General features: G+C 58.5%; 27 protein-coding genes and 1 other RNA gene. 5 read left to right on the top strand and 23 right to left on the bottom strand.

The genetic code is table 11. From position 1 onward, the window contains the following. Positions 1-55: 55 nt before the first annotated feature. The 3 genes from AC06G8_RS14365 to AC06G8_RS14375 all read right to left on the bottom strand — a co-directional run bounded on the left by AC06G8_RS14365 (position 56) and on the right by AC06G8_RS14375 (position 2,158). Positions 56-454, bottom strand: a complete 399-nt coding sequence (locus AC06G8_RS14365; RefSeq protein ID WP_447661437.1) for a DUF3397 domain-containing protein — start codon at positions 452-454, stop codon at positions 56-58. Positions 455-463: 9 nt separating this feature from the next. Continuing rightward, positions 464-1,405: a ketopantoate reductase family protein gene (locus AC06G8_RS14370; RefSeq protein ID WP_447661438.1), complete on the bottom strand. Its 942-nt coding sequence runs from the start codon at positions 1,403-1,405 to the stop codon at positions 464-466. A gap of 108 nt (positions 1,406-1,513) precedes the next feature. Beyond that, on the bottom strand, positions 1,514-2,158 hold the full coding sequence (locus tag AC06G8_RS14375) for an RsfA family transcriptional regulator (protein WP_447661439.1): 645 nt from the start codon (positions 2,156-2,158) through the stop codon (positions 1,514-1,516). A 265-nt stretch (positions 2,159-2,423) separates the two neighbouring features. Here AC06G8_RS14375 and AC06G8_RS14380 point away from each other — a divergent pair, with 265 nt between their 5' ends. Both AC06G8_RS14380 and AC06G8_RS14385 read left to right on the top strand, forming a co-directional pair. Next, positions 2,424-2,660, top strand: coding sequence for a DUF2626 family protein (locus tag AC06G8_RS14380; RefSeq protein ID WP_048744429.1), 237 nt, complete (start codon positions 2,424-2,426; stop codon positions 2,658-2,660). Positions 2,661-2,795: 135 nt separating this feature from the next. After that, positions 2,796-3,923 (top strand): coiled-coil domain-containing protein, encoded by a 1,128-nt coding sequence (locus AC06G8_RS14385; protein WP_480283135.1) that lies wholly within the window; start codon positions 2,796-2,798, stop codon positions 3,921-3,923. Positions 3,924-3,949: 26 nt separating this feature from the next. On the opposite strand, the gene AC06G8_RS14390 is transcribed toward AC06G8_RS14385, so the two are convergent. From AC06G8_RS14390 to AC06G8_RS14400, 3 genes are all read right to left on the bottom strand, one after another. Beyond that, positions 3,950-5,029 (bottom strand): extracellular solute-binding protein, encoded by a 1,080-nt coding sequence (locus AC06G8_RS14390; protein WP_480283136.1) that lies wholly within the window; start codon positions 5,027-5,029, stop codon positions 3,950-3,952. Then, on the bottom strand, positions 5,026-5,199 hold the full coding sequence (locus AC06G8_RS14395) for a hypothetical protein (protein WP_480283137.1): 174 nt from the start codon (positions 5,197-5,199) through the stop codon (positions 5,026-5,028). Before AC06G8_RS14395 ends, AC06G8_RS14390 begins: the two co-directional genes overlap by 4 nt. 326 nt (positions 5,200-5,525) lie before the next feature. After that, complete coding sequence (locus tag AC06G8_RS14400) at positions 5,526-6,857, bottom strand: PhoH family protein (RefSeq protein ID WP_447661442.1); 1,332 nt, start codon at positions 6,855-6,857, stop codon at positions 5,526-5,528. Positions 6,858-6,983: 126 nt separating this feature from the next. On the opposite strand from AC06G8_RS14400, the gene AC06G8_RS14405 reads away from it, so the two are divergent. After that, positions 6,984-7,550, top strand: a complete 567-nt coding sequence (locus AC06G8_RS14405) for a YhcN/YlaJ family sporulation lipoprotein (protein ID WP_447661443.1) — start codon at positions 6,984-6,986, stop codon at positions 7,548-7,550. Between the two features lie 263 nt (positions 7,551-7,813). On the opposite strand, the gene AC06G8_RS14410 is transcribed toward AC06G8_RS14405, so the two are convergent. The 5 genes from AC06G8_RS14410 to AC06G8_RS14430 form a co-directional block, all read right to left on the bottom strand. Then, positions 7,814-8,872 (bottom strand): LCP family protein, encoded by a 1,059-nt coding sequence (locus AC06G8_RS14410; protein WP_480283138.1) that lies wholly within the window; start codon positions 8,870-8,872, stop codon positions 7,814-7,816. Positions 8,873-8,994: 122 nt separating this feature from the next. Continuing rightward, on the bottom strand, positions 8,995-9,294 hold the full coding sequence (locus tag AC06G8_RS14415; RefSeq protein WP_480283139.1) for a YlaH-like family protein: 300 nt from the start codon (positions 9,292-9,294) through the stop codon (positions 8,995-8,997). A 144-nt stretch (positions 9,295-9,438) separates the two neighbouring features. Continuing rightward, positions 9,439-11,277 (bottom strand): translational GTPase TypA, encoded by a 1,839-nt coding sequence (typA, locus tag AC06G8_RS14420; protein WP_447661446.1) that lies wholly within the window; start codon positions 11,275-11,277, stop codon positions 9,439-9,441. A 51-nt stretch (positions 11,278-11,328) separates the two neighbouring features. Next, positions 11,329-11,811, bottom strand: a complete 483-nt coding sequence (locus AC06G8_RS14425; RefSeq protein WP_021877501.1) for a hypothetical protein — start codon at positions 11,809-11,811, stop codon at positions 11,329-11,331. Positions 11,812-11,970: 159 nt separating this feature from the next. Then, on the bottom strand, positions 11,971-12,645 hold the full coding sequence (locus tag AC06G8_RS14430; RefSeq protein WP_480283140.1) for a TerC family protein: 675 nt from the start codon (positions 12,643-12,645) through the stop codon (positions 11,971-11,973). Between the two features lie 184 nt (positions 12,646-12,829). Here AC06G8_RS14430 and AC06G8_RS14435 point away from each other — a divergent pair, with 184 nt between their 5' ends. Next, positions 12,830-13,522, top strand: coding sequence for a TerC family protein (locus AC06G8_RS14435; protein ID WP_447661448.1), 693 nt, complete (start codon positions 12,830-12,832; stop codon positions 13,520-13,522). 57 nt (positions 13,523-13,579) lie between these two features. Here the strand turns inward: AC06G8_RS14435 and thiI are convergent, their stop codons facing one another. From thiI to AC06G8_RS14465, 6 genes are all read right to left on the bottom strand, one after another. Further along, a complete protein-coding gene (thiI, locus tag AC06G8_RS14440) occupies positions 13,580-14,815 on the bottom strand; it encodes a tRNA uracil 4-sulfurtransferase ThiI (RefSeq protein ID WP_447661449.1) in 1,236 nt (411 codons plus the stop codon). Further along, complete coding sequence (locus tag AC06G8_RS14445; RefSeq protein WP_480283141.1) at positions 14,816-15,997, bottom strand: cysteine desulfurase family protein; 1,182 nt, start codon at positions 15,995-15,997, stop codon at positions 14,816-14,818. A 147-nt stretch (positions 15,998-16,144) separates the two neighbouring features. Beyond that, on the bottom strand, positions 16,145-16,861 hold the full coding sequence (locus AC06G8_RS14450; protein WP_480283142.1) for a lytic transglycosylase domain-containing protein: 717 nt from the start codon (positions 16,859-16,861) through the stop codon (positions 16,145-16,147). A 158-nt stretch (positions 16,862-17,019) separates the two neighbouring features. Further along, positions 17,020-17,406: a hypothetical protein gene (locus AC06G8_RS14455; RefSeq protein ID WP_480283143.1), complete on the bottom strand. Its 387-nt coding sequence runs from the start codon at positions 17,404-17,406 to the stop codon at positions 17,020-17,022. Between the two features lie 5 nt (positions 17,407-17,411). Then, on the bottom strand, positions 17,412-17,627 hold the full coding sequence (locus AC06G8_RS14460) for a DUF1540 domain-containing protein (protein ID WP_447661453.1): 216 nt from the start codon (positions 17,625-17,627) through the stop codon (positions 17,412-17,414). Between the two features lie 54 nt (positions 17,628-17,681). Then, positions 17,682-18,182: a YpuI family protein gene (locus AC06G8_RS14465; protein WP_021877509.1), complete on the bottom strand. Its 501-nt coding sequence runs from the start codon at positions 18,180-18,182 to the stop codon at positions 17,682-17,684. Between the two features lie 212 nt (positions 18,183-18,394). Between AC06G8_RS14465 and AC06G8_RS14470 the strand changes: the two genes are divergently transcribed. Continuing rightward, positions 18,395-20,314 (top strand): S8 family peptidase, encoded by a 1,920-nt coding sequence (locus tag AC06G8_RS14470; protein WP_480283144.1) that lies wholly within the window; start codon positions 18,395-18,397, stop codon positions 20,312-20,314. A gap of 121 nt (positions 20,315-20,435) precedes the next feature. Here AC06G8_RS14470 and rnpB read toward each other — a convergent pair. From rnpB to dnaG, 6 genes are all read right to left on the bottom strand, one after another. Further along, an RNA gene (gene rnpB / locus AC06G8_RS14475) (RNase P RNA component class A) lies at positions 20,436-20,843 on the bottom strand. 35 nt (positions 20,844-20,878) lie between these two features. After that, positions 20,879-22,000 (bottom strand): Nif3-like dinuclear metal center hexameric protein, encoded by a 1,122-nt coding sequence (locus AC06G8_RS14480; protein ID WP_480283145.1) that lies wholly within the window; start codon positions 21,998-22,000, stop codon positions 20,879-20,881. Beyond that, the gene (locus tag AC06G8_RS14485) at positions 21,967-22,752 is read right to left on the bottom strand and encodes a tRNA (adenine(22)-N(1))-methyltransferase (RefSeq protein WP_480283146.1); all 786 of its coding nucleotides are present in this window, start codon (positions 22,750-22,752) and stop codon (positions 21,967-21,969) included. The genes AC06G8_RS14480 and AC06G8_RS14485 overlap by 34 nt, the downstream gene beginning before the upstream one ends. 1 nt (position 22,753) lies before the next feature. Next, positions 22,754-23,551: a hypothetical protein gene (locus AC06G8_RS14490; protein ID WP_480283147.1), complete on the bottom strand. Its 798-nt coding sequence runs from the start codon at positions 23,549-23,551 to the stop codon at positions 22,754-22,756. 236 nt (positions 23,552-23,787) lie between these two features. After that, on the bottom strand, positions 23,788-24,915 hold the full coding sequence (gene rpoD, locus AC06G8_RS14495; RefSeq protein WP_447661458.1) for an RNA polymerase sigma factor RpoD: 1,128 nt from the start codon (positions 24,913-24,915) through the stop codon (positions 23,788-23,790). Positions 24,916-24,934: 19 nt separating this feature from the next. Continuing rightward, entirely contained in the window at positions 24,935-26,782 is a 1,848-nt protein-coding gene (gene dnaG / locus AC06G8_RS14500) for a DNA primase (RefSeq protein WP_480283148.1), read from the bottom strand. Positions 26,783-26,816: the final 34 nt, after the last annotated feature.

Genomic DNA, 26,816 nt, shown 5'->3' on the forward strand with positions numbered 1-26,816 from the left:
GTACACCTTGAGCGGAGACCCGTCAAAACCGTAACCGAAATTAGTACAGATCCTGCTACACCCGGAACATATGCTGGGCGATCCCGGCCGCCATGAGAACGATGTACATGATTCCCATGGCGAAAAAACCGAGCCGCCAAATCGCGCGGAAAATTTTGCGGATATCGACCTGGCCGCGCTTGCGGAACTGAAGGTTGCCGAGCAGGCCGCCGCCGATGAGCATGACGAGCAGAATGCCGTACAAGCCGAACGAATTGGAGAAGATCCGGTTGAACAGCACCGCGACGCATCCGATCAACAGAGCGGTCGTGATATCCATCGCCAGCCGCAGCGATCGCTTCCGGTCTCCGGTAACAGCTCGGGCAGTGAAAAAAATGAGCGCAAAGGGTATAAAAGGTATCATCGCGAGCAGTGCGTAAGCTGTTTTCAAGCTTTCCCAAACGAACACGGACATCGCCCTTTCCTACGGTTCCAGCGCTTTTACCATGGCTGCGGCGGCTTGGTTGAGCGGAGCGTCCAGACCGAGCGTTCCGGCCATAGAAGCGACCGCACCGTTGATGCTGTCGACCTCGCTCCTGCGGCCTGCCCGCACATCCGCCAGCATGGAGGAGATGTTGCCGGCCGTCAGCCGGCATACTTCCAGCAGGCGTGCCGGCTCGCTGCCGTCGAGCTCCAATCCGGCGCGGGCAAGGATGGCCGCAGTCTCCTCATGCAGCGCTGCCATCAGCTTGCCGGCCTGCGGATGGGACGGAAGCTCTCCGTTGCGGACCCCGTACAGCGCGGTAAGCGGATTGATCACAGCATTGAGCAGCAGCTTGCGGTAAATGCGGTTTTCCATATCGTTCGACAAAAATGCGGCGATTCCTGCCTTGTCCGCGGCTTGCTGCCACTTCCCGCGCAGCTTCTCCGCGCGGCTGTCAGCGGCCGCTTCGTTCGCCGCGCCGTAATGGAGCTCCCCGAGACCGGTATGGATTACCGTCCGGGCGTCTTCCCTCATCGCCCCTTCGCTCGTCACGCCCGCATAGAGCGCGACATCCGGAAGAGCCTGACTCAGGCGCTCCATATGCCCGATTCCGTTCTGAAGGCACAGCATGCCGTCCTGCGGGCCAGCCAGCAGGGCCAGCCGGCGAAGAAACGGCGCGTCGAGCGCCGTCTGCTTGACGCTGAGGATGAACCAGCCGGGCTCCATGGCATTGCCGCGGCCGTTGCCGGCATCCTCCAGCGCTGCCGCTTCGATGGGAACGACGAACTCCCCTTCATTCGTCTTGAGCAAGATCCCGGACTCCCGCAGCGCCTCGGCATGCCGCCTCGTGCGGACGAGCGCGCGCACATCCTCTCCCGCCAGCGACAAGCGCGCCGCATAGAGAAGTCCGATCGAGCCTGCTCCTATGACCGTTATGTTCATGACTTCATTCCTCCTTCGGCGATTGTACCAAAACCGGATGGACCAAAGCATCCCGACAAACAAAAAAACGGCCCTTCCGGTTGATCCGGAAAAACCGTTCGCTTGGCATCATTCGATGCGCTCCAGGTTGCCGTTGGCATCCATCTTGAATCGCGGCTTCAGCTCGTCGTCCTCGTTCAGCACCGTGAGGCGCCTCGCGCGGTCCATGATCTGAAGCAAAGTCTTGTAGTCGTCGTTGACGGACTGATAGTCCAGCTGGACATGATTCGCTTCCCGGGACAGGCGGTCATTGATCTCCCTGAGGCTGCTCAGCTCCTCGTTGCGGCTGGACAGCTCTCTCTCCAGGCGCTTGACATGCCGCTGCAGATCGGAGAAGGTTGTTTTCCATTGCTTCAAATACCGGATGACGGCTTCGATCGCGATCGCATCGTCGCCGTATGCTGAATCGAGCAAGGCTGCAGGCTCGGCGGCCGGTTCCGCCAAGGCGGAAACATGGGAGGCAGCCGGCGCCTGTTTCTTCAAATAATTCCGTTTCTGCCGCTGCTGCTTGGCGAGCTGAATCGCTTCCTCGTACCGCTTGCGTACGCAGCTGTTCCATCTGAACCCGCAGGCCGCGGGCGTTCGGGCAATCTTCTCCCCCACCTCTTCGAATGCTCCAAGCTGGGTACCGCCATCGCGGATATGTCTTAGTGTCACCTCGGCGAGAATCAAATCGTCGTCCGGGCTCCATGCGTCTTGCCTGACTGCTGTCATGCTCGCTACAACCTCCTAACGTAAACGCACTTTCTTTATCCCTATGCCCTTGGTAGAGTTCATAGAATCTATCGTTACTAAATTGTATTTCCAATTTTGCAGAGGCTCATACATATTCGTCCTTTCTGCAGGCAATCCTAGAAGCGGCAGGCGGCGGACAAGCAAAAAAGGCTTCGAGGAACCTGCGAAAGCGGTTTACAGTGATTGCCTGAAACGCTATAATGTTCTTTAGCATGCAACACGAGATGGAGAGGGGGATTACCTCATGGCGCGCATGTTTCGCGTACTTGGCTTTTGGTGTCTTGTGATCGCCCTCATGGCCTTCGCTGGAGATATGACGGAGTTTTCGCTTCTGTTCTTCTTCCAAGCCATCGCCTTCTTCTTCTTGGGCTACCTGAACTTTACGGAGCGCACCTACATACTGATGTTCTGGGCCTATATGATTCTCACCTTCCTGGGCTTCAGCTATTGGACCGTCTTCAAGATGGGATTGCCGTTCTGATTCAGCCCCAAGGCCTTCACGCACAAGAACCGCCCGGACTTCTGTCCGGGCGGTTCTTTGCATCTGAGGGCTCGAGACGGCATAAGGTAAGAAGGAAACCGATGGACAAGAAGGAGGGGATCTTCCGAAGACGCCATGAAAACAAGACTCCCTGGCCGGATCCTTCTCTCCCTGCTGGCGGTCCTCCTCCTCGGCCCGCTGGCTGAAACGTTCCCCTTCTCCGGACCGATCGGCGCGGACGAGATCTATGCGCAAGCCGTACCCGTACCTTCATCGGACGATGACCGCCAGCTGATGGAGAAAAGCCTCGCCGTCCTTGAGCTGGACCGGGAGCTGGAGCGGATCGCCGGCCGCAAGGACGCGCTGCAAAAGCAGCTCGACGCTTCCACCTTTCAGCTGAAGCAGCAGGAGGAGCAGCTTCGCGGCCGCAAGCAAAGAGCGGGAGAAGCGCTCAGCCGCTATTACACCGGCCGCAAGGACATGATATGGAACGCTTTGTTTCAGGTCCGGAATCTCGGGGATTTGTTCCGCATCGTGGACATGATGGATCTGCTGATGGACGGGGACAGGAAGGCGATCGCGGACTACCGCGTCATATCCGAGAAGCTGAAATCAAGCCAGGCGGAGCTTCAGCGGCAACAAGCAGCGCTTGACGCAGCCGAGCAGAGCCTGCTGCAGCAAAAGGCCCGCGCCGAGGAGCTGGATCGCCAGCTCCAGGAAGGCATCGGGGGCAGCAGCGATCCGGAAGCCGTGAAACGGCAAATCGCCCAGCTGGGCGAAATATGGCAGAACAGCGGACGGGCGGAAGTCCAGTCCTACTTCCGCTTGATGTCCAAGGCGATGAACAAGCTGCCCGCTTGGCTCGAGAGCCATCCCGATTATGTCAAGCTGGAAAGCGGCGGCTATACGCTCCGGCTGCCGGATGATGCGCTGAATTCCTTCCTCGCCGAGCAGGATGACAGCCTCAAGGGCTTCCAGTTCCGGTTCGGGGACGGCAAGGTCCAGGCGGGCGGAAGCGACGGGGCCATGAGCGTGGAGGCTTCCGGCACCTATGAAGTCGTCGATACGCCCAAAAACGGAATCAAGTTCCGGATGGATGAGCTCGTCTTCAACGGCTACAAGCTGCCCAAGGAGACGATGGATGATTTATTGCGGACTTTCGACGTCGGCTTTTATCCCGGCAAGTTCATTTCCTTTCTCAAAGTGACCTCCGTCCAGGTCGAGGAGCATGAGCTTGTCATCCGGTTCGGCTTCTCCCTGTGAATCAAAGCAGCGCCGAATGGCGGCCCTCATTTTCCGGAGGGCCGCTTTTCGATGGCTTGAAGCCAGGCAGACGCCAGCTGCTCCGGCGACATTCCGCCCCCGTCCTTCCAATAATATTTCCAGAGCGGAGCCAGCAAGTCGGCTCCATGGAGCCGAAGCCGACCCTCCTTGCCCTGGAACAGCTGCGGCTTCCAGTCTGCCGGGAAGCCGCCATCTCCGGATGAGTCTCCGATGTAGAGGCTCGGCTTCGGCAGCAGCCTGAACGCCGCATCTGCAGCTGCCTTCCGGGCAGCCGTCTCCGTCACGCCCGCGATCCAGGCTGCGGCGGCGTCGGGGCTTGCGCTCGTGGCCATGATTCCATAACTCCGCATTCGCAGGGAGGCAGTATCGAGCGCCAGGCGGTAATCGGGCGTATAGCCTTCTCCGGGATTCCATCGCCTGTATTCCGACCACGGAATGATGGCCGAAAATGCCTTGCCCGCTGCCATTGCCGCCTCCGCTTCCTCATAGGAGGAGTAAGCCTGCATCCTGCTGCCATCTCCTCTGCCCGACAGCGCCTGCTTGAGGCGCTCCGGCAGCTGCTCGGCTCCGGCTTCCGGCTTCCATCCGGCGACCCATGCTGCGGCTGCTCCGGCATCGCTTCTTCCGATCAGGACGGTGGGGACGCCAGGATGGCCGGCACTAACCAGCTCCATCTCTTCCCATGCCGTCGGCGGCCGCAGCAGCCCTGCCTCCATCAGCTTGCTGTCCTTCCACACCAGCACATCCGGGTCCGCATCTCTGGGCGCTCCCCATAAGTATCCATTCCAGTAAAGCGGCTCCCAGAAAGCCCCGCTCCCTCCGAAGCCGGCGCTGCCCGCCATCAGCTTGTCCAGCGGCAGGAGGACTCCGGCCGCGGCGAGAGGAATGATCTCCGAGCTCGGCAGGAGCACGATGTCCCCTGCCTCTCCAAGCAGCGCCCGGCGCCTCCACTGTCCTGTTCCAGTCTCTGCCGGCAGAGAATTCACCAGCTGGATATCCCATCCGGGATGCCTCTGCGACCAGAGGCGGCTTATTTCCGACAGCGCGGCGTATTCCTGTTCATCCAAGGAAACGCTTACAGTCAACCGTTCGCGCTGTTCGGCTTTTTCACCGCCGCCGGAAAAAGCGGCTCGTCCCAGACTGCGGCAGGCTGAGCGCTGCCCGGAGGATCCTCGGCCGGATGCTCTTGCTGGACGAGCAGAAGAGCGGCGGCGAGAGCGGCTCCCGGCAGCAGCAGGTATTTTTTTCGCGCCATCCACGCCGCCCTCCTTTCGGACATGTTTCCCTTCATCCTATCAAAGTTTCCGGTATCTGTCTGCCCGGCCGGGCAAAAAATAGGCCGTATGCTCCTTGCAGCAATTCCCTTGCGCATAGGTTGGGGCCGATAGACTAGGACTGCAAAATAATGCTGTTTTCAGATAGCCAGGAATAGCATGCAGAAGGCCAAGCCCCGTGCAACAAAGCGGAAGCCGACGACAGAGCGGCTCAGCCGCTTCCTCCTTTTTCCCGTTTTGGCCGAATGCCCAGACGTCGGGCAACAAGAAAGGCCGCCTGCATGCAGGCGGCCTTTTCCCTCATCCTCTAAAGCAGGTCAGCCGCAAGCTGAGCCAGCTTGGAGCGCTCTCCCTTTTCCAGGTTGATATGCCCGCTCAGCGCTTCCTGCTTGAAGCTTTCGACGATATGAGTCAGCCCGTTGCTCATGGAATCCAGATACGGATGGTCGATCTGCTCGGGATCGCCCATCAGCACGATTTTGCTTCCTTCGCCGACACGGGAGACAATCGTCTTCACCTCATGCCGGCTGAGATTCTGCGCCTCGTCGATGATAATGAACTGGCCTGGGATGGAACGCCCGCGGATATAGGTCAGCGCCTCGACCTGAATGCTGCCGAGTCCCATCAGAATCTTGTCGATATCGCCGGACTTCTTGGTATCGAAGAGGAATTCCAGGTTGTCGTAGATCGGCTGCATCCATGGGCGCAGCTTCTCGTCCTTCTCTCCCGGGAGGTAACCGATGTCCTTGCCCATCGGGACGACGGGACGCGCGATCAGCAGCTTCTTGTATTTATGCTCATCCTCGATCTTGAGCAGGCCGGCCGCGAGGGCAAGCAGCGTCTTGCCTGTGCCCGCCTTGCCGGTCAGCGTCACGAGCGGAATATCGTCGTTCAGGAGCAGCTCCAGCGCCATCCGCTGCTGGGCGTTGCGGACGGTGATGCCCCAGACGGGATCATTGCTCAGGTACAGCGGCTCCAGCCTCGCCCCATCCTGGCTTACCTTCAGCAGGGCGCTCTTGGAAGTGCCGAGCTCATCCCTCAGAACGATGAATTCGTTGGGATGGAGCCTGGAGGACAGCTGCAGGCTCTTGATGCTCAAGAACCGGTAGGAATAGAATTCGTCGATGATGGACGGATGGACGAACAAGGTCGCCGTCCCCGTGTACACATCCGACGGCTCCACGGCTCGATCGGACAAATAATCCTCGGCTTGCAGGCCGAGCACATCGGCCTTGATCCGCACCAGCACATCCTTGCTGACGAGCACGACATCGCGGCCCGTTCCATCCTTTTCTTCCTCCATATGGTAATTCAGGGCGACAGCGAGAATGCGGTTGTCATTGGACATCTCCCCGAACATTTCCTGAACCCGTACATAGCTGCGGTGGTTCAGCTCTACCTTGAGCAACCCGCCCCTCGGGAGCGAGATGCCTTCATGCAGCCTGCCCTCTTCCCTCATTCCGTCAAGCAGCCGCGACACATGGCGCGCATTGCGCCCCAGCTCGTCGGCCAGCCGTTTTTTGGAATCGATCTCCTCCAGCACGACGGCCGGGATGATGACTTCGTTGTCGTCGAAAGCATAGAGAGCCTGCGGATCATGAAGCAGCACATTTGTATCCAGTACGAAGATTTTGGTCACGAAGCAACCCCTCCTGGCCTTATAATTCCGGTCCACATGCGATGGTTACATAGCCCGACCGGAACAGGGACAAACTAGGTTCGGTTCTACGATCAAGCATCGACGGAAAGGTCAGGTGTCCCTAACATGAAAAAATGGCTGTCGGCAGCTTTGATTCTATGCCTGACGGCGACCGGCTGCGGCACGGTCGTCCATAAGGGCGATTCTCCTTCCCCTGCTGAAGACCAGCGTATTCGTACGAAGCAAACCGATCCCGAGCCGGAAAAAACGGTCGGGTCGGCCCAGGCCGCCAAACGTCTGGAAGAACTCGCCTCCCGGGTGGAGGGCGTGCGCAAAGCCCATGCCGTCGTGGCCGGGAATACAGCCGTAGTCGGCATCGATGTCGACGGTAACTTCGACCGCTCCCGTGTCGGAACGATCAAGTATGCCGTCGCTCAAGCGCTTCGCAATGACCCGCTCGGCGTCCGAGCCATCGTGACAGCAGACATGGACGTCAACCAGCGGCTGTCGGAGCTGGGCGCCGACATCCGCCGCGGACGCCCGATCCGAGGCTTCGCGGAGGAAATGGCCGACATCGTCGGCCGCATCGTGCCGCAGCTGCCTCGCAATACGGCTCCGGAAAACCGGAATGCCGCATCGCCTGCTCCGATGGACGGCATGCACAAAGCCGGCGAGCCGGCTGCACATCGCTGACCTGCGCCATAGCGCAAAAAGCCTAGTGACAGGTCACTAGGCTTTTTGGTTTGGGAGGGGCAGCTGCTTCCAATGGCCAAGCCGCAGAGGACGGGCCTCTCCCGTGAAGGCGCGTGCCGGATGTCGATGCAAGGCCTTCGGAAATCGTGATGCCGCCATGCGCACGGAGCTCCGCCATTCGCCCTGCCTCCCGGAATTATAATCGGATCATGATGTCGGCTTCGTAGTTGTAGTATAACATACGTATGCACTGTCCACGATGGTCATTCATCCAGTTTGGACTGGAGGGCCTTGCTTGCCTTCGCAACGACAGCCTCGTCCAGATACACATAGGGGCTTCTCCAATCCCCGGTCAAAGGAATGAAGGTGATATCCTCCTTGGAGATGCCGAAGTATACCCTCAACATTTCCCGAATATCCGATGCCGGCATATCCGTCTTCACATTGCCTCCGACAGCTCCAAATACATTGCCCAGGCGCAGCAGTCCCGGCACCGACATCATCCGGTCCGTAATCGCCCCGACGACCTGCTCCTGGCGCTCGTTGCGCTCGAAGTCGCTCGACATGTTCTTGCCGTCGTTGGATTTGCGGTAGCGGACAAATCCCAGCGCATCCTCGCCGCCGAGCTTCTGCTCGCCCTTGCGCAGATGGATGCTCGTGCCGCCGGGCTGGCCGGCATGATCGTCATAATCCATATCCATGTCCACATTGACGTTCACGCCTCCGAGCGCATCCACCACGTCGGCGAAGCCTTGGAAGTTGACGTTCGCCGAATAGGCGATCGGAATGCCGAGAAAACGACCGATGGCATCCTTCATTCCCTTGGCTGCGGCATGCTCCGCGTTCTCCTGGGACACGCCCTTTCCTTCACTCTTGGCATTGCGCAGAAACGCCGAATAATAGCTGTTGACCTTGCGGGTCTTGTAGCCTTTGACCTCTATTCTGGAATCGCGCGGAATGGAGACGACAACCGCGCTTTTGGTCTTCGGATTGAACGCGGCCGCCATAAGGACATCGGTATTCAGCAAGCCGCCTTCTCCTCGCGTATCCACTCCCATGATCAGCATGCCGAACGGGCTGCTGCCGATAGAGCCGACTTCGGAGCTCGTTCCATAGCTCATCTCCTTGATGGCCTTGTTCGCGTCCATGAACAGATAGACGCCGTAACCGACCGCAATGAAAATAAGCAGCGAGGCGAACAGCATGAATCTTCGCATCCAAAACCGGGGCTTGCGTTTCTTGACGGCGCCATTGCGGGCGCCTCGTCCAGCCGGCGGGCTGCTGCCCGGCCGGCGCGGGGGGGATCCGTTGCCAGTAGTCATAAATTCTCCTTCATCTGTCCGAAAAGAACCGCCGTCATGCCTCGGATTCCTTTCTTCACAGTGCTGTGTCCGCCGCCGGCAAGGGCGGAGGCCAAGTGCACCAATCGTATTTCGGGCCCTGCCTAGCTTTCTCCAGCTCCAGGCACATTCTGGCGTTTGGCTTGCCTGCGGTCGTTGAACTGCCGGATCCTCAGCATGAACATCAACAGGACGGCAACCGCCATGCATTGAATGATCGGAAGCTTGTCGATCTGGAAGACGACCAGAATGGCTGAACCGATGGCCATGATGACGTAGACCAGAATTTCCTTGAGAATCGGCAAGCGCTGCTGCGGACGGAATACCTTGTTGAAGATATAGATAACCCCTGCCAGAATCAGGATATACGATACGAGCGCATGCTCGCTGAGCCATTGCTGCATCCCAGTTCTCCTCCTTGAGTGGATATCAGTGCCGGCAGGCCCGATATCATATAGACGAACAAGCGGCGAATTTGGATGCCGGCCGGATGGCCGGCCCCAATCGCCGCTGTTACGTTCATGATTCAGGCAAGCCGCTTGAATCGATTATACGCTTGCTGAAGTTTTGCGCTGCTTCTCGGCACGCTCGCGCTCGCTCTTGTTCAGGAGCTTCTTGCGCATCCGAATGGATTTAGGCGTGATTTCGCAATATTCGTCGTCATTGAGATACTCCAACGCAGCTTCGAGGCTGTACGTGCGCGGCGTTTTGAGCCGGACCGTATCGTCCTTCGTCGCGGAGCGGATGTTCGTCAGCTGTTTTTCCTTGCAGATGTTGACGACGATGTCCTGATCGCGGTTATGCTCGCCGACGATCATGCCTTCGTAGATCTCGGTGCCCGGCTCCAGGAACAGGATGCCGCGGTCTTCTACGCCCATCATGCCGTAGAAGGTCGATACGCCGTTCTCGGTTGCGACCAGAACGCCTTGGTGGCGTCCGCCGACTCCGGAGCCGGCGATCGGACCGTAGCTGTCGAACGCATGGTTCATGATGCCGTAACCGCGCGTCAGTGTCAGGAAGTGGGTCCGGTAGCCGATCAGGCCGCGTGCCGGAATGATGAATTCCAGGCGGACCTGGCCGTTGCCGTTGTTGACCATGTTGACCATTTCCGCTTTGCGCGTTCCAAGGCTCTCCATGACGGCTCCCATGCTTTCTTCCGGAACGTCGATGAGCAGGCGCTCGTACGGCTCGGATTTCACGCCGTCGATTTCCTTGACGATGACCTCAGGCTTGGATACCTGCAGCTCGTATCCTTCGCGGCGCATGTTCTCGATCAGGATGCCGAGGTGAAGCTCGCCCCGACCCGATACGATGAATACGTCCGGGCTGTCCGTATCTTCGACGCGCAGCGCGACGTCGGTCTCGAGCTCTTTGTAGAGGCGCTCGCGAAGCTTGCGGGAAGTGACCCACTTGCCTTCGCGTCCGGCGAACGGGCTGTTGTTGACGAGGAACGTCATCTGCAGCGTCGGCTCGTCGATCTCCAGCACCGGCAGGGCTTCAGGCTTCGCTGGATCCGCGATCGTCTCGCCGATGTTGATGTCCTTGATGCCTGCGATGGCGACGATGTCGCCGCCGGCAGCTTCTTCGACCTCGACGCGCTTCAGTCCCTGGAAGCCGAACAGCTTCTCGATCCGGGCTTGCTTGATTCCGCCCTCGCGAGTCATGACGGCTACCGTCTGGCCTTGGCGGATGACGCCGCGGTTGACGCGGCCGATCGCGATGCGGCCCATGTATTCGTTATAGTCAAGCAGCGTAACGAGGAATTGCAGCGGATCCGTGACGCTCTCGGTCGGATGCGGGATATGCTGGACGATCGTTTCGTACATGGCTTCCATGTTCTCGTCCTGCTTCTCCAGGCTCATGCTGGACGTGCCCATGAGAGCGGAAGCGTACACGACCGGGAATTCAAGCTGCTGGTCATTGGCGCCAAGCTCGATGAAGAGGTCGAGAACCTCGTCCACGACAGCCTCGGGAGTCGCGTTCGGACGGTCGATCTTGTTCAGGACGACGATCGGGGTCAGGTTATGCTCGAGGGCTTTGCGCAGAACGAACTTTGTCTGCGGCATGCAGCCTTCGAAAGCGTCCACGACGAGCAGAACGCCGTCGACCATCTTCATGATGCGCTCCACTTCGCCGCCGAAGTCGGCGTGCCCGGGAGTGTCGACGATGTTGATCAGGTAGTTCTTATAGTTGATCGCGGTGTTTTTCGCCAGAATCGTAATGCCGCGCTCACGCTCCAGATCGTTGGAGTCCATCGCCCTTTCATGGACGACTTCGTGGTCGCGGAACGTTCCGGACTGTTGCAGCAGCTTGTCGACAAGCGTCGTTTTGCCGTGGTCGACGTGCGCGATAATGGCGATATTGCGAATGTTCTCTCTTGCTTGCATAACTTCTAATCCACTCCATCTCTTTGTGTTCAAAAATAGACGACTTCCAGCTTACCAGCGGACACGCTTGCTCATCATCATCCAGCCGCCGACAGCGACAAGCACGATGGCGATGAGGTAAATACCCCAGCTCCAAAGCAGTACGAAAGCCATGCAGGCCGCCCATACGATGCCCAGGATCAAGGCGATCGAATAGGCGCTTTTTGGGTGGGAAGAGTCGAACATGTAGTATTCATACAGTCCGACGGCCAGTCCAAGAATGAAGAAAGGCCACAGAAATTTCATGTACCCCCATCCGAACCAGTTGCTAAACAGGAACACCAGTGCATATACGGACAACATACCGCCCGGAACCAGCGCTGCCGCAGGAATCAGTCGGCCAAAGTAGAGCACATGCAGCAGAACGCCCGGAATCAGCACGAAGAGCGGCCAAAAAACCGAACCGATAAAGCTGAAAACTCCCAATCTGCCCAGAAGAATGAAAATCCCTGCCAGCAGGATAACAATTCCGGCGGAATATTGATTGCGAATCAATTTCTATCCCCCCGTTTCCCATAACGCCTGCCGAAGCAACGGCAGAAGACGACAGCTCATATCTTTCTTATTCTATAGGAAGTGCAATCAAAATACCAGCAGGAACAAACAGGGAAATGAAATAAACCCGAAGCGGGCTTCGCCGCAGGCGGCGGAAAGTCATGGCCGGGGTTTTTTCATCGTAGCGATGCCGAGCACGATGACGAGCGGAATGAACAGCACCGGTATAGCCGCATGGGCGAGCGGAATCCGTTCGAACACGGCGTGCAGGCCAGGGTCGGAAACAAGCATTTCGCCGGCTGCGTATCCGAGCAGGCCGGAGCCGGCGTAGACAAGCGACGGGTAGCGGGCCAGAAGTTTGCCCAGCGCATGGCTGCCCCAGATGATCATCGGTATGCTGAGGACGATTCCGAGCATCATAAGTACGGGTTCGCCGTCCGCCACGGCAGCAACGGCAAGCACATTGTCGAGGCTCATGATGAAGTCCGCCGTGACGATCGTCCATACGGCGCTGGCCAAGGTCGCGGCGACAGCCTGCCTCGCTCCGGAAGTGCCGGGACGCCTTCCCGCTTCGGCGTCATGCAGCAGCTTGACGGCGATCCATACCAGCAGCACGGAGCCTGCGGCCTGCAGGTAAGGGAGCTGCAGCAGAGAGATGGCGGCGAGCGTCAGCAGGCATCTCAGCCCGACCGCGGCGAAGGATCCCCACCTGACGGCGCGCTTGCGCTGCTGCGAGGGCAGCTGGCGGCTGGCCATCGCAATGACGACGGCATTGTCCCCGCTGAGCAGAATGTTGATCATGATGATTTGCAGAAAGATCCATAGATTGTCCACCCGTACATCCCCTTTCTATTTCAGAGGTATGTCCAAGCTTGCGGAAATATGCAGGCAGCCGTCCTTCATTCCGCTTGCGTGCCAGCCGGTCGCTAAAAAAAAATGAATCCATTGTCCGAACGTCCCCGTATAAGGGTAGGTACTTTATGAGGTTTAACGAAGAGAACTTGAAGGAGGAGCTTGTATGGAATGGTTAGGGCCTCTGCTGACCATCATTTTCATCGATCTTATGCTTGCCGGAGACAACGCGATCGTCATCGCCCTCGCAGCCCGCAACCTGCCCAAGGAACAGCAGAAAAAAGCGGTCATCTGGGGAACGTTCGGCGCGATCGCCATCCGCATGGTCGCGACGGTGCTCGTCGTTTATCTCCTTGATGTTCCGTGGCTCCATCTTGCGGGCGGTCTCCTGCTGATCTGGATTGCTTATAAGCTGCTGGTGCAAGAGGACAGCAGCCATGACAATATCAAGGCGGGCGGCACGCTCGGCGCCGCGATCGGAACGATCGTCATTGCGGACGCGGCCATGGGCATCGACAACGTGCTCGCCGTTGCAGGCGCTTCGCATGGCAACATCTGGCTCGTCATCATCGGCCTTCTTATCAGCATCCCGATTGTCGTATGGGGCAGCACGGTGTTCATCAAGCTGATCGAGAAGCTCCCCTGGATTCTGTACGTCGGCGCAGCCGTTCTCGGCTATACGGCCGCGCATATGATTGCCGGAGAGCCGAAGGTCGCCCACCTGTTCGACGGCCGTCCGATGCCGGAATGGGTGTTCATCCTCCTGGTCATCGCGCTCATCCTTGGAGCAGGCATGCTGACCAACTGGATGCGGAAGAACAAAGTGAATTCGCAGCAAAAAGAAAGGGAGACCCATTAGAGTCTCCCGGAGCCTGCCGGGGATATCCCGGCGGGCTTTTTTTTATTGAGGCCGATCCTAGAACCAATCCCGTTCCTCGGATTCCTGCACGACCGCAGATTTACGCTTGATGATTTCGCCGCGGTTCAGGACGATCGTCTCCGTGTTCTCCGCAGCGAGCCGCACCATGTCCCTCAGACCGTCGATCGACTGCTCGGTGCGCTCCACCACGCGCAGATTGGGATTCGTGCTCGGGGATTTCGGTACGAACAGCGTGCAGCAGTCCTCGAACGGCAGGATGGAGGTCTCATAAGTGCCGATCTGTACGGCCTTGTCGATGATCTCCTGCTTGTCCATCATGACGAGCGGCCTCAGCAGCGGCAGCGATAGCGAGCGGCCGATGACGTTCATGCTTCCGAGCGTCTGGCTCGCCACCTGCCCGAGACTGTCGCCGGTAACGACGGCTCCCGCTCCATGCTTCTCTGCCAGCAGCTCCGCGATGGCGAGCATCGAGCGCCTCATGAGCGTAATGGTCAAATGCTCCTGGCCCGTCTGCGTGAACCGGGTCTGGATATCCGTGAACGAAACGAGATGGAGCTTCAGCGGCTTGCCGGCGTACACCGACAGTCGGCGCGCCAGCTCGATGACCTTGTCGGTCGACTGCTCGCTCGTGAACGGATAGCTGTGGAAGTGCACCGCCTCCAGCTCCAGCCCTTTGCGCATGGCGGACCAAGCGGCGACCGGGCTGTCTATGCCCCCCGACAGCAGCAGCATCGCTTTCCCGTTCGACCCGTACGGAAATCCTCCTGCGCCAGGCTCGCTCGCGCAATAAAGATAAGTTCCTTCCGGCTGGATGTCGACTCGCAGCTCCGTCTCGGGACGATGCACGTCCACGGCAAGGCCGGGGTAAGCGCGCAAAATGGCTGAGCCTACGATATGGTTCATGTCATAGGATGGATGCGGAAAGCCTTTCCACCCTCTTTTGGTGGACACCTTGAAGGTCGCAGGCTCCTTCGGCAGCGATTTCCATACATCCAGCGCCGTCTCCCGAATCGCGTCGGCATCCGATTCCGTCCTCTTCACCGGACTGAAGGAATGGATGCCGAACACCTTGCTCAGACCGGCTGCGGCTTCTTCGTACGAAGCCCCGTTCAGCTTGATATAGATTCGTCCGTACGTTTTGTTGAACTCAAGTCCGGGCATGTGCCGAAGCGCTCCTTGAACATGCCGCAGCAGCTGCTGCTCGAACCTTCCCCGATTGCGGCCCTTCAGCGTAATTTCGCCGAACCGGACGGTTATGAAGTCATAGATCATTTATCTCCCATTCCTTTCAAGGGGCTTCAGGCGGCGGACGGCTTCAGCCAGGGCATCCGCCAGCCGGTCGATATCCTCCGGCCCATGCTCGTCCCCGAAGCTCACTCTGATTCCAGATGCCGCCCTTTGCCTCGGATAGCCCATCGCCAGCAGCACGCCGCTCGGCTTGTCGTCCTTGGAGGAGCAGGCTGATTTGGTCGAGACGAGCATCCCCGCCTCCTCCAGCGCATGGACGAGCACTTCAGGCTTCATGCCGACATAAGAGAAGTTGAGCACATGGGGCGCCTGATAGGGCGAATCCGGTGCGGAATCCCCGTTCACCTCAAGCTCCGGCAGCAGAGCGAGACGTTCCAATAAACGGCTTCTCAGCCCGCCCAGCTTGCGCGCGCGCTCTTCCCTGGATTCCATGGACAGCCGGACCGCCTTGGCGGAAGCAACGATGCCCGGCACGTTCTGCGTTCCCGGCCGGAAGCCGCTCTCCTGCTCCCCCCCTCCAAGCAGCGGCTCCAGCCTCACGCCTCCGCGGACGTATAGGAATCCGGCGCCCTTCGGACCGCGAAGCTTATGGGCCGAACCGCTGAACAGATCGATTCCCCATTCCCTCAACCGTATGGACAGCTTGCCGATGCTCTGGACGCCGTCGACATGGAAAAGGGTATCGGGATAACCCCGCAGCAAGCTCCCCGCTTCCGCGATCGGCTGCACGGCTCCCGTCTCGTTGTTGACCTGCATCAGGCTGACCAGAATCGTGCCCGGCTTCATCGCATCGCGGAGCTGCTCGATGCCGATCCGGCCTATGGAATCCACGGGCAGATAAGTGACCTCGAAGCCTTCGCGCTCCAGCTGGCGGAACGCCTCCAGCACCGAAGCATGCTCCGTGACGGAGGTGATCAGATGGCTGCCTTTGGACCGGTTCGCTCTCGCCGCTCCCTTGATTGCCAGCTGGTTGCTCTCCGTGCCTCCGGAAGTGAAGATCCAGTCGTCCGCTTCCACCTCGAACAGCTTGCCGAGCAGCTCTCTCGCCTGACGGATCAGGCGGTCCGCATCCACGCCTGCGCGATGCAGCGAGGATGGATTGCCGTAATGGCGCTGCATGACCTCTGCCAGCGTCCGGACGACATCCGGATGAGGGGGTGTCGAAGCGCAATGGTCGAAGTAAAGCCAAGTCTTTTCCGGGTTCATTTAGTCCAAGACTCCTTTTTGGCGAAAAAATAAAAAAACCGCCTGGCCGGCTGTCCCGATTCGGATCGGGACAGCTTCGGAGCAGCGGTCATGGTACATGTCCGATGTTGAACAGGCACCCACTATCCTATCGCAAAACAGGTGGCGTTACAAGCGGAGGGAGCTTTCCTTATTCAGCACTTTGGCCACATAACGCTGGGTTTCGGCCGGCAAGCTGGAGAACAGGGCGCTGAGGGACGATTCATCCGAAATGCCGAGGCGGTCAAGCTTTCCGGGTCCTGCGTTGTAGGCTGCGAGCGCGGTTGCCGCGCTGCCGTCGTATTTGCGCAGCAGATACGACAGGTATTTCGTGCCGCCGTCGATATTTTGGGCAGGGTCGAACGAATCGGTCACGCCAAGTCCGCTTGCCGTCCCGTCCATCAGCTGCATGAGCCCTTTGGCCCCGGCTGACGATTCGGCGCTCGGGTTGAAGGAGGATTCCGCTCCGATCACCGCTTTGATCAACGATTCGGATACTCCGTAGCGGGCGGAGGCAGATTGGATCATGCTGTCATAAGGTGCTGCGGAGCCGTCCGCCGTTGCTCCTGAAACAGCAGTGCTCATGTAGTCCAATCCTCCAGGCAAGCCCGTCTGCAGCGGCTGCAGCGAAGCCGGAATGCCATAGCCGTAGGAATCGTCGTCTTCCTCGCCAGCCCATGCGCTCTGGCCCGATGCCGCAAGCTGGGACAGCAGCTGGTCGAACGAGGTTTGTCCGGCTGCCGAAGTGCCGGAGGCGGTAGAAGCGGAAGAACCGGTGAGCTGGCTCAGGCTCGGCGACAGCTGCAGTTTGAGAAGAGTCGTGAGGATGCGGGGATCGATGGACATAATGTCATTCCTCTCTTGCCAATGTCATGGTATGTATATCGGTTTATCGCCAGTCAAAATGAATGCCTGAAAACAGATTAAGCTGCTCGGCCCCGACGGTCACGTCTCAGGCGCTGTCGAGTCGAAAAAACCCGTCCTTGGAAAAGGACGGGTTGCAATCAGCCGAGCATCAGATATAAGGGCAGTAAAATCAAATAAACGGCGGCGGCCAACCCGCCCATCGCCATAGCGATGCCGCCAAGCATGCGGCTGCCTTGGAAAAAGGCGAAATAACCGAATACGGCCGCCGTGATTCCCATGAATGCCGGCCAGATCAGCCAGGAAAGCACGGCGAATACGAGGGCTGTCCAGCCGAGCGAGCGGCCAGCCGAAACAACTTCATGCTTCAGCGATTCGATGCGCCTTTGGCTGCTGGATTCGGAATGCGGGGCCGGCGCGATTTCGGCAGCCGTCTCCACATCGCCGAACTGCTCTCGCGAGCGGGCGATCCAATCCTCATGCCGCTTCTTCCGTATTCCGTGACGGCGCCTCGATGGATCGGACATTGCCGTCAGCCTTCCTTCGGCTTGAACGTATGACAGCAGGTGACGGAGGATTCCTTGGCTGAATCCTGGTGGTTGACGCCAAGATCCTCATCGGCGAATTCGGCGGACAAATCCGCATGGGCATGCTGGTCGATCTCGATGTTGATGGCATCGGCGCCACACTGGTTGCCTTGTCCCCAAAACGCACAGTTCGATACGCTGCAAGCTACGCCTTTTGGCATAGTCGATCACCTCCGCTACAAAGAATTCCCGCGGCGGGCTCGACGTATGCTTTCCTATTTCTGACCTTGCATCCTGCGCTGGGTCATGTAGTCATTTTCGTAATAGGCAAGGTCGTCGCGCAGCTCTTCGTAAATCTTGGATACGCCGAGCACGATGTCGCGCGCCGCGCGCACGGGCTTGTGGCGGAAGCGGATCGCATCCTGTCCCGTATAGGCATATCTTCCATCCTCGGAATACCCTTCGTTCTTCGGATAGAAGAACGCGTTCACGCTATGATGGTAAACCTCATACAGCAATCTCTCCGCATAGTCATTGTCAAAGGTCGGGCGGCGCAGCGTGACGCCAAGCTTCTCGTAAGCCACTTCGGAATAGACCAGAAGATGGCGCAGATCCGACAGCAGCCCTTTGTAGAAGGTCTGCTCCTCGCCGCCTGCATCCGGCGCCTCCAGCTGCGGGAGTGCATGCTGGTTCAGGAATGGCTCCAGCAAGGATACGGCTTCTTTGAGCTTGCCGCGCGTGGATTCGCTTAACGCTTTGACGTTGGCAGATGGCATTGTGATGTTCCCCTTTCATCGATCCAGCAAGACTTTGATGGTCACGTTTATCCTATCACAGAACAGCGGCGATTTGTAGGTTTTTGGGACATGTTCCTGCATCGTCCTGCATCCGCAGCGGTAGCCGAAGCGCATAATTCCGGGCTTCCTTCCCAACTCTAAAGGAGTACGCTGGACCAGTTACTTATGCTTGCGGGAGGTTTTCTGAAGCTATGCGAAAAAAATGGATCGGCGCCTTCGCGGCGCTCGCTTTCCTGGCTATTTTGATTCCGATCAGCCCGTTGTTCGTATCTCCCGGCGGCAAGCATCATGAGCAGCAGCAAGCCAAAACAAGAGCCCTTTCGGCCCGGGAAGAACATCTACTCAAGGAGGCAGATGTCAAGCACGATATGGACGCCACCTCGCAGCTGTGCGCCTCTCAATGCTCCAAGGACATCGGCAAACTGTTCTCGCTTGCGGACCGTCCGTCCGCCGATAAAGAGCGCGGCATGAAAAAGCTGATCGCCATGCATCCACAGATGCTGCGGTTGGAGTGGCTGCAGAAAGGCAAAGCGTCCATCTCCGCGGGCAGCATGCCCAAGGTCGCCGAAGCCAAGCTGCAGACTCCGATCCAGGCGGCAAAAAGAGGAGTCGAAGCCGGAAGCCGGTACCAGTCCCCTGTCGTCGAAGCGGAAGGGGAGCGCTACATGGTTCTTGGCATTCCGGCATACGGCGGCGGAGAAGGAGTGCTAGGAATCATCCGGCAGGATATCGTCGGCCAAGTGCAGAGGCATCAAATGCGCAATCTTCGGCTCGTGCCGTATCCTGCCGAAGGCCATTACAGGGTTGAATCGGTCCATGCGGGAACCGGTCGTGAAATGACCGTCCGCACGGGCGAGGACAATGGCGTGTCCAGCCATTATCATGTGCAGGAAGTCGTCGTCCGGTTCCGCGGCAATCCCGGACCTCGAGAGCTGGCGCGCATCCGGCGCGATATCGGCGCTGTGTCCGAAAACCAGATGAACAGCACGTATATTTTCCGATCCCGCAGCATGGACGCCATGAAGATGATGGGCTATTTCCGCAAGAAATGGAATCCCGTCTACGTGGAGCCCCATTACCTGTATATAACCAACGACCGTCCCCTCGGAAATCAAGCCGGCAGCGGCGCGAGGGCTTTGGTCGACGAGACGGCGGCCCAGCCGATCATTCCCAACGACAGGCTGTACTCCGACTATCAATGGAATCTCCCGTCCATTGAAGCCGAGCTCGGCTGGAACCTGTCCAAAGGCAGCGATGCAGTGAAAGTCGCCGTGCTGGATACCGGTGTCCAAGCCGACCATCCCGACTTGACCGGCAAGCTGGAGCCGGGAACCAACATCGTGACCAGCGGATCGAAGCCCGACGACGATGTCGGCCATGGCACCCATGTCACCGGCATCATCGCCGCCACCGTCAACAACGGTGAAGGCGTAGCCGGTCTGACGTGGTACAACAAGATCATGCCGGTCAAGGTGCTGGACAGCAGCGGAGCAGGCTCCACGTATTCCGTTGCCCAAGGCCTCATCTGGGCGACGGACCATGGCGCCAAGGTCATCAATATGAGCCTGGGCAACTATGCATCCGCCGAGTTCCTGCATGACGCGATCAAATATGCCTATGACCGGGACGTCGTCCTCATCGCAGCCAGCGGCAACGACAATACGGACCGGCCAGGTTATCCGGCCGCCTACCCGGAAGTATTCGCAGTCGCCTCGACCGACTCCAAGGGCCAGAAGTCGTCGTTCTCCAATTATGGAGACTACATCGATGCGGCAGCTCCGGGAGACAGCATCGCGAGCACATACCCCGGCAGCCAGTATGCCGCCTTGTCGGGGACATCGATGGCGAGCCCGCATGTGACTGCTCTGGCCGCCCTGATCCGCTCGCGCAATCCCGACCTGACCAATGTCCAAGTGATGGATATCATGCGCCGTACCGCGATTGATCTCGGCGCCCAGGGCAAGGATCCTTTTTTCGGCTACGGCCAGATCGACATCGACAAGGCGCTGCGGGAAGCGGGCCAGACGGCTCAGCCGCTGCAGTCATTCCCTGAACAGGTGAAAGGCCGGCTGCAGCGAATTACCGACATATTCAAAAACGACGCCAAATAGAAACGCAAGAAGGAGCTCCCCGGCTGGGAGCTCCTTCTTTGTACTTGCCTTCATGTACCGGCCGTTCGCAGGCGAAGGCCGATTATGCTGGGATTCGTTTTTAATGGAATGGGAATTCGTTGCGGAAAGCCTGCCGTAAGCCGGGTTCTGTGCTCTTCGTGGTCCAGACGGGAACGACCCTCCCACTGCAAGCGACAATCATCTATCTAGGCCTGCCATTGCTGGCAGGCTCAAGCGACCAACCCGAACGCTCCCCGGGCAAGGGTTGCAGCACGAGGCTGCCGCGTTCTCTTAGGTCTTGCTCCGGATGGGGTTTACCAGCCGCGTTGTCGCCAACGCCGCTCGTGGTCTCTTACACCACGGTTCCACCCTTGCCTGATCCGCGCCGCTAGCGGCGGGCCATCGGCGGTCCATTTCTGTGGCACTATCCTTCGGCTCGCGCCGACTGGACGTTATCCAGCATCCTGCCCTGCGGAGCCCGGACTTTCCTCTCGCGGCACAAGCCGCCAGCGATTGTCTGTCAGACTTTCCAAACCCTTAGCTAGTATACCTGCTGCAGCCTCATCAAGCAAGCCGGAAAGGCTCGGTATTTATGGCTGAGGCCGCCACTTCCGTGCTGTACTTGGATGCGGCCAGCCGCTCTCGCAGCCAGTCGGCAGTTTTGGCCTTCATGATCTTTTCGGCATTATGGCCCGGATCGATCAGCGTCATGCCCGCCGCCAGCGCATCATGGGCCGAGTGGTAGTCGATATCTCCGGTAATGAGCACCTGCGCGCCGGCGAACTGCGCGGCCCGCCAGTATTTGGCTCCGGAGCCGCCCAGAACGGCTGCCTTGCGGATCGTCGCGGAGAAATCGCCGGTGACCCGCACGAACGGAACGTCGAAGGCCGCTTTGACTCTTTCTGCCATGCCTGCGAGCGTGATGGGCTCTTCCAGCTTGCCGGAACGGCCGAGCCCGCGGACAACGCCTTCCTGCTGGAGCAGCGTGATGTCAAAGGCGACTTCTTCGTACGGATGAGCGCTCTGCATCGCTTTGACAGAACGTTTCAGCAGGCTTTCCGGCACGATGGTCTCCAGCCTGATCTCGTCGACCGTTTCAAGGCGTCCTGTGGAACCGATGAAGGGATCCGTGCCTTGCCCGGGACGGAAGGTTCCCCTTCCCTCCACGCTGAAGCTGCACTGGTCGTACGCACCGATCGAGCCCGCGCCTGCTTCCCACAACGCTCCGCGCACAGCCTCATGATGGGAACCCGGGACGTACACTGACAGCTTGAACAGCTTGTCCTCATGCACCTTCTCGAGGCTGACCCTTCCTTCCGGCTTGATGCCGACCGCATCCGCCATCCAGTCGTTCATGCCGCCGTCGGCCGTGTCGAGATTCGTATGGGAAATGTATACGGCGATATCATGCTTGATCAGACGCTCATAGAGCGAGCCTGCCGGAGACGAAGTGTCGATCTTGGCCAGCGGCCTGAAAATGATCGCGTGATGGGCGATGATCAGATCGGCACCCGTGGCGATCGCTTCCTCCACCACGGCTTCCGTGACGTCAAGCGCGACAAGCACTTTCCGGATCTCCTTCTGCAGCGTGCCTAGCTGCAGCCCGATCCGGTCATTTTCCACCGCATATTTCTTGGGAGCCAGCTGCTCCATCAATCCCGTGACGATATGTCCGTTCGCGAACATGACAGCACCTCCTCGATCATCCGGCACTCGCGCCTGAAGCTTTCGGCACGGGCTGCCGCTTCATCCGTTCCGGATTTTTGCAGTTCTCCGACGATCCGTTCCAATTTCTTCAGCTCGGAGCGCCATTTGAGGGCGAAGGCTTCGGTTTCGTTTCTGCCGCGAAGAAGCCAAGGGCCCATTTTCAGCCGCAAATCCGACTCCTCTTCGATCGATAGCCCTTCAAGCGTCGTACCCGAACGATACAGCTGGTCATTCAGCCTGGCATGCTCGGGGTCCCGGACCGCATGGAGAACTTCATAGAACTTGCCGTCTTCCTCCAAAACCATCTCGTCCTGCAAATACCAGCCCTGCTCCCGCAGCCATTGCCGAACAAGCTCCTCGCCTACATTCGGCTGCAGCACGAGCTCGCGGACGCCCTCCAGCTTGCCGGCAGCAGCCCCCTCGTCGAGAATCGTCCGGATCAAGCCTCCACCCATGCCGGCAACCGTGATCGTGTCGGCTTCTCCAGGCTGGAGCACCTCCAGGCCATTGCCCCGGCGGGCCTGAATCGATGACGTCAAGCCGGCGGCTGCGATCCCTCGGCGAGCTGCTTCCAGAGGTCCTTCGTTAAGCTCTCCGGCAATGCCGGACGGACTGGTGCCGCTCTGCACGAGATAAACGGGCAGCAGCGCATGATCCGATCCGATATCCGCGATTCGCGATCCTTTGGACACAAACCCCGCTATGGCGGAAAGTCGTTTGGAAATCAACATATCAGGCAACCCACGCTATCCAATATTTTCGCAGAAGGAAAAGAGCCCCTCCGCCTATGACCAGTTTACCAACAAACAGCGTCTGGAGCCAAACTCCCGAACCGGAATTCGCAAAGAAAGCGATTTCCGGCATAAGGACAAGAAGCGTCGAGAAGCCGAGCAGCACCGCGCAATCGCGCTTGCTCCACCGCTGAGCGAACCATCCCGACCAGGAGAACAGGCCGGCAAGCGGCAGCCAGTACAGCTGGGCTTGAAGCAGCGAATAAGAATGCGAATGATTACGGAGCAGCAAGGAGTAGACGATGGCAAGGCAAGCCCAGCCGCTGAAATGCAGCAGCGGAATGCGCGCGGCAATGCCGTAGGCGATCCAGAATGCAGCGCAAAGCCCGAGCACGAGAGCTTTCCAGCCCCACGCATCCAAGCCGTGCAGGTGAAGAAGATATAACGAAGAGCCGGCCAATGACAGCATGGCGAGCCCGATCCAGCTCAGCCCGACCGTTTCGTTGCGCGGTCTCAGGATCGTCCCCGCCGTAAGCATGCCCCCCGTCATCAACAGGCAGAGAGCTATTTGCAATGCCGGATGAAAAGAGCTAAAATGAAGAACAATCAAACAGAAAAAGGAAAAGATAACAAATATAGATATCCATTTCCAAGCCGAAAAACTTCCGGCACGGCCAGCTGCCGGTTCATTCGAAAAATCGGGTTCGGGTTCCTTCCCGGTAACATACAGATTGAGCAGGAAGTCGCAATAATGGTCGGGAAGCAGCTTCCCTTTTCTCCACTGCTGGATTTCCTGCACGATGATGCGGCGTCGGTCAGCTTCCATATTCGGCTCCTTTTCACGCAAAGGCTCAGGCCGGCGAGGCAAGTATGCCGCAGCCGGAACGGTATACCGTAGTCATCGACAACAAGCTTCGGATGTTGAAGGGACTTCGGTCCCCGATGACCATGGTCCCACAGGATTTGCCCGCCAGAACGGACTCCATGACCAAAAAAAGACCCCCTGCCGAGGGCAGAAGGTCATTCCTTGACGGCCTACTCCAGAAAATCCTTGAGCCGCTTGCTGCGGCTAGGATGGCGAAGCTTGCGAAGTGCCTTGGCTTCGATCTGGCGGATCCTCTCGCGCGTGACGCCGAATACCTTGCCCACTTCCTCGAGCGTCCTTGTCCTGCCGTCATCGAGGCCGAAGCGCAGGCGGAGGACATTCTCCTCCCGCTCCGTCAGCGTATCCAGCACATCCTCAAGCTGCTCCTTCAGCAGCTCGTAAGCAGCGGCATCGGCCGGCGCGAGGGCTTCCTGATCCTCGATGAAATCCCCCAGATGCGAGTCATCCTCTTCCCCGATCGGCGTTTCCAGCGATACAGGCTCCTGAGCAATCTTCATGATCTCGCGGACCTTGTCCGTGCTGAGATCCATCTCGGCGGCAATTTCCTCCGGCGTAGGTTCGCGTCCCAGTTCCTGCAGCAGCTGACGCGAGACGCGGATCAGCTTGTTGATCGTCTCCACCATGTGGACAGGAATACGGATGGTCCGGGCTTGGTCGGCGATGGCGCGGGTAATCGCCTGACGAATCCACCATGTCGCGTACGTGCTGAACTTGAAGCCTTTTTGGTGATCGAATTTCTCGACAGCCTTGATGAGGCCCATGTTGCCCTCCTGGATAAGATCCAGGAACAGCATGCCGCGGCCGACATAACGTTTCGCGATGCTGACGACGAGACGAAGATTGGCTTCCGCAAGACGGCGCTTCGCTTCTTCATCGCCTTTCTCGATACGCTTGGCCAGCTCGATCTCGTCATCGGCCAGCAGAAGCGGGACGCGGCCGATCTCCTTGAGATACATGCGCACAGGATCGTTGATCTTGATGCCCGGCGGCAGCGAAAGATCGTCGTCGAAGTTGAAATCGTCGCTTTCGCGTTCCTGATCTTCGCTGCCCATTGGGGTGCGGCCGTCCTCGGTCTCGTTGGTGACTTCGATGCCGAGATCGTCCAGCTGCTCGAAAAATTCGTCGATCTGCTCCGGCTCCTGGTCGAACGGAGCAAGCTTGTCGATAATTTCTTTATAGGACAGGGAAGAACGCTTTTTGCCCTGTTCAATGAGCTGATCTTTCACCAGCTCCATTTTTTGTTCGTTGTCCAGCTCAGTATGTTGGTCATTCGCCATATTCCCGACTCCCTCCTCCCTAGAAATGTCCATCCTGCCGTTTCATTAGCTGTCTTTCTAGGGCGATAATCTCACTTTGGATCTTGGCCGCCTTCAGCACGTCGCCGCTCCGCTCCGCCCGCAGGGCTTCTTCTCTCCTGAGCTCGATTTCCCTCAGCTGCGGCACCTTCAGAATCTCATGAATGTAGGCCGAAAGCAGATGCTCGTCAAAAGGAGATGAATCCTCGTGCATCAGAATGGAAGCCGCCGCCCTCTCCAGGCGGTCATCCTGCAGCGAAGCGATGAACCGGCTTGCATCCGGCTCATGCCCTTGTGCGTAATAGGCGTATAAATAAGCAGCAAGCGCCGCGTGATCCTCCACGTTGAATGCATCTCCGAGCCGGTCGTAAATGCTCCGTGCGACTTCAGCATCCCGTATCATCACGCCGAGCAGCCTGCGTTCCGCGCGTTGGTAAGCGGGCAGCAGAGCAGGCGCGGCAGGCGCACGCCTCGTTTCATTCCTACCATTATTCCACGAATTGTCGTTCTTATCCCTGTCCGGCCTGGATTTCTGGCGTTCGCTGAACAGCCTGTGGCAATCCTGCTTCAGCGATTCCAGGGAAATTTCGAATTCTCGCGACAATTCCTTCAGATACACTTCCTGTTCCGTTCGGGAATCCAGTTCCGCTACAATGCCAACGGCTTCCATGACATAATTTTTGCGGCCCTCTTCTCCTATGAGTGTATGACTCCTGCGTGAATATAGTAGTTTAAATTTCGTGACTGACACGGGATTGTCCATTGTCTCCCGCATGAATGTCTCCGCGCCGAAACGAGTGATGCATTCGTCCGGATCCATGCCCTTGGGCAGCATGGCGACGAGCACGCGAAGCCCGGCCTTCTCCAGGATCGGGATGTTCTTCATGACGGCGGCTTGGCCGGCGTCGTCTCCGTCATAACAGAGAATGATCTCTTCCAAATCCCTTGAAAGCCTTGTCGCCTGATCGTCGGTCAGAGCGGTTCCCATCGTAGCCACGCCGTTTTTGACTCCGGCGCTCCATGCCTTGATGACGTCCATATACCCCTCGAACAGCACTCCGGAACGCTTTTTGCGCATGACCGGCCGCGCAGCATGCAGATTGTACAGCAGCTTGCTTTTGCCGAACAGCCTCGTCTCGGGAGAGTTCAAGTATTTGGGCTGGGAGTTGTCCATGATTCGTCCGCCGAAGCCGCAAACTTTGCCGTCCCGATTGCGGATCGGGAACATGACCCGTCCTCGGAAACGGTCGACGTGGCCGCTTCCGTCAGATTTGGCCGAAAGCAGTCCCGCTCGTTCCAGCAGCTCGGGCTCGTAGCCCCTCGATGTCAGAAATCTGGAGAGCGTGTCCCAACTTTCAGGCGCAAAACCGATGGAGAATTCGTCGATCAGCTTGCTGTTCAGCCCCCTTGAAAGCAGATAAGCGCGAGCTTCCTGGCCCTGGGCGGAATTGTTGAGCAGATAATGGTAAAACTTGGCGGCAAGCTCATGCGCCTCATAATGGCGCTCGAGCTCGGGGTCACGAGGCGAAGAGCTATCGTCGGACGCGTCCCATGTAATGGGCATCCCCGCCTCTTTCGCCAAATGGCGGACGGCTTCAGGGAAAGTGTAGCCCTCGATCTCTTCAATGAACCGGATGACGTTGCCGCCTTTGCCGCAGCCGTAGCAGTGAAAAATCTGCAGCTCCGGCGTGACCGTGAAGGAGGGAGTCCGTTCGGAATGGAACGGGCACAGCCCCTTCATGTATTTGCCGTTCTTGGTTAGATGAACGTACTTCCCTACCGTGTCCACAATTTCATGATGCCGGCGCACTTCATCGATGACGCTGTCCGGTATCTTGCCATATGCCACTCGTTCATCACCTTCGTCTTAATAACACGTAATA

The organism is Paenibacillus sp. SJS-P3, from assembly GCF_056711585.1.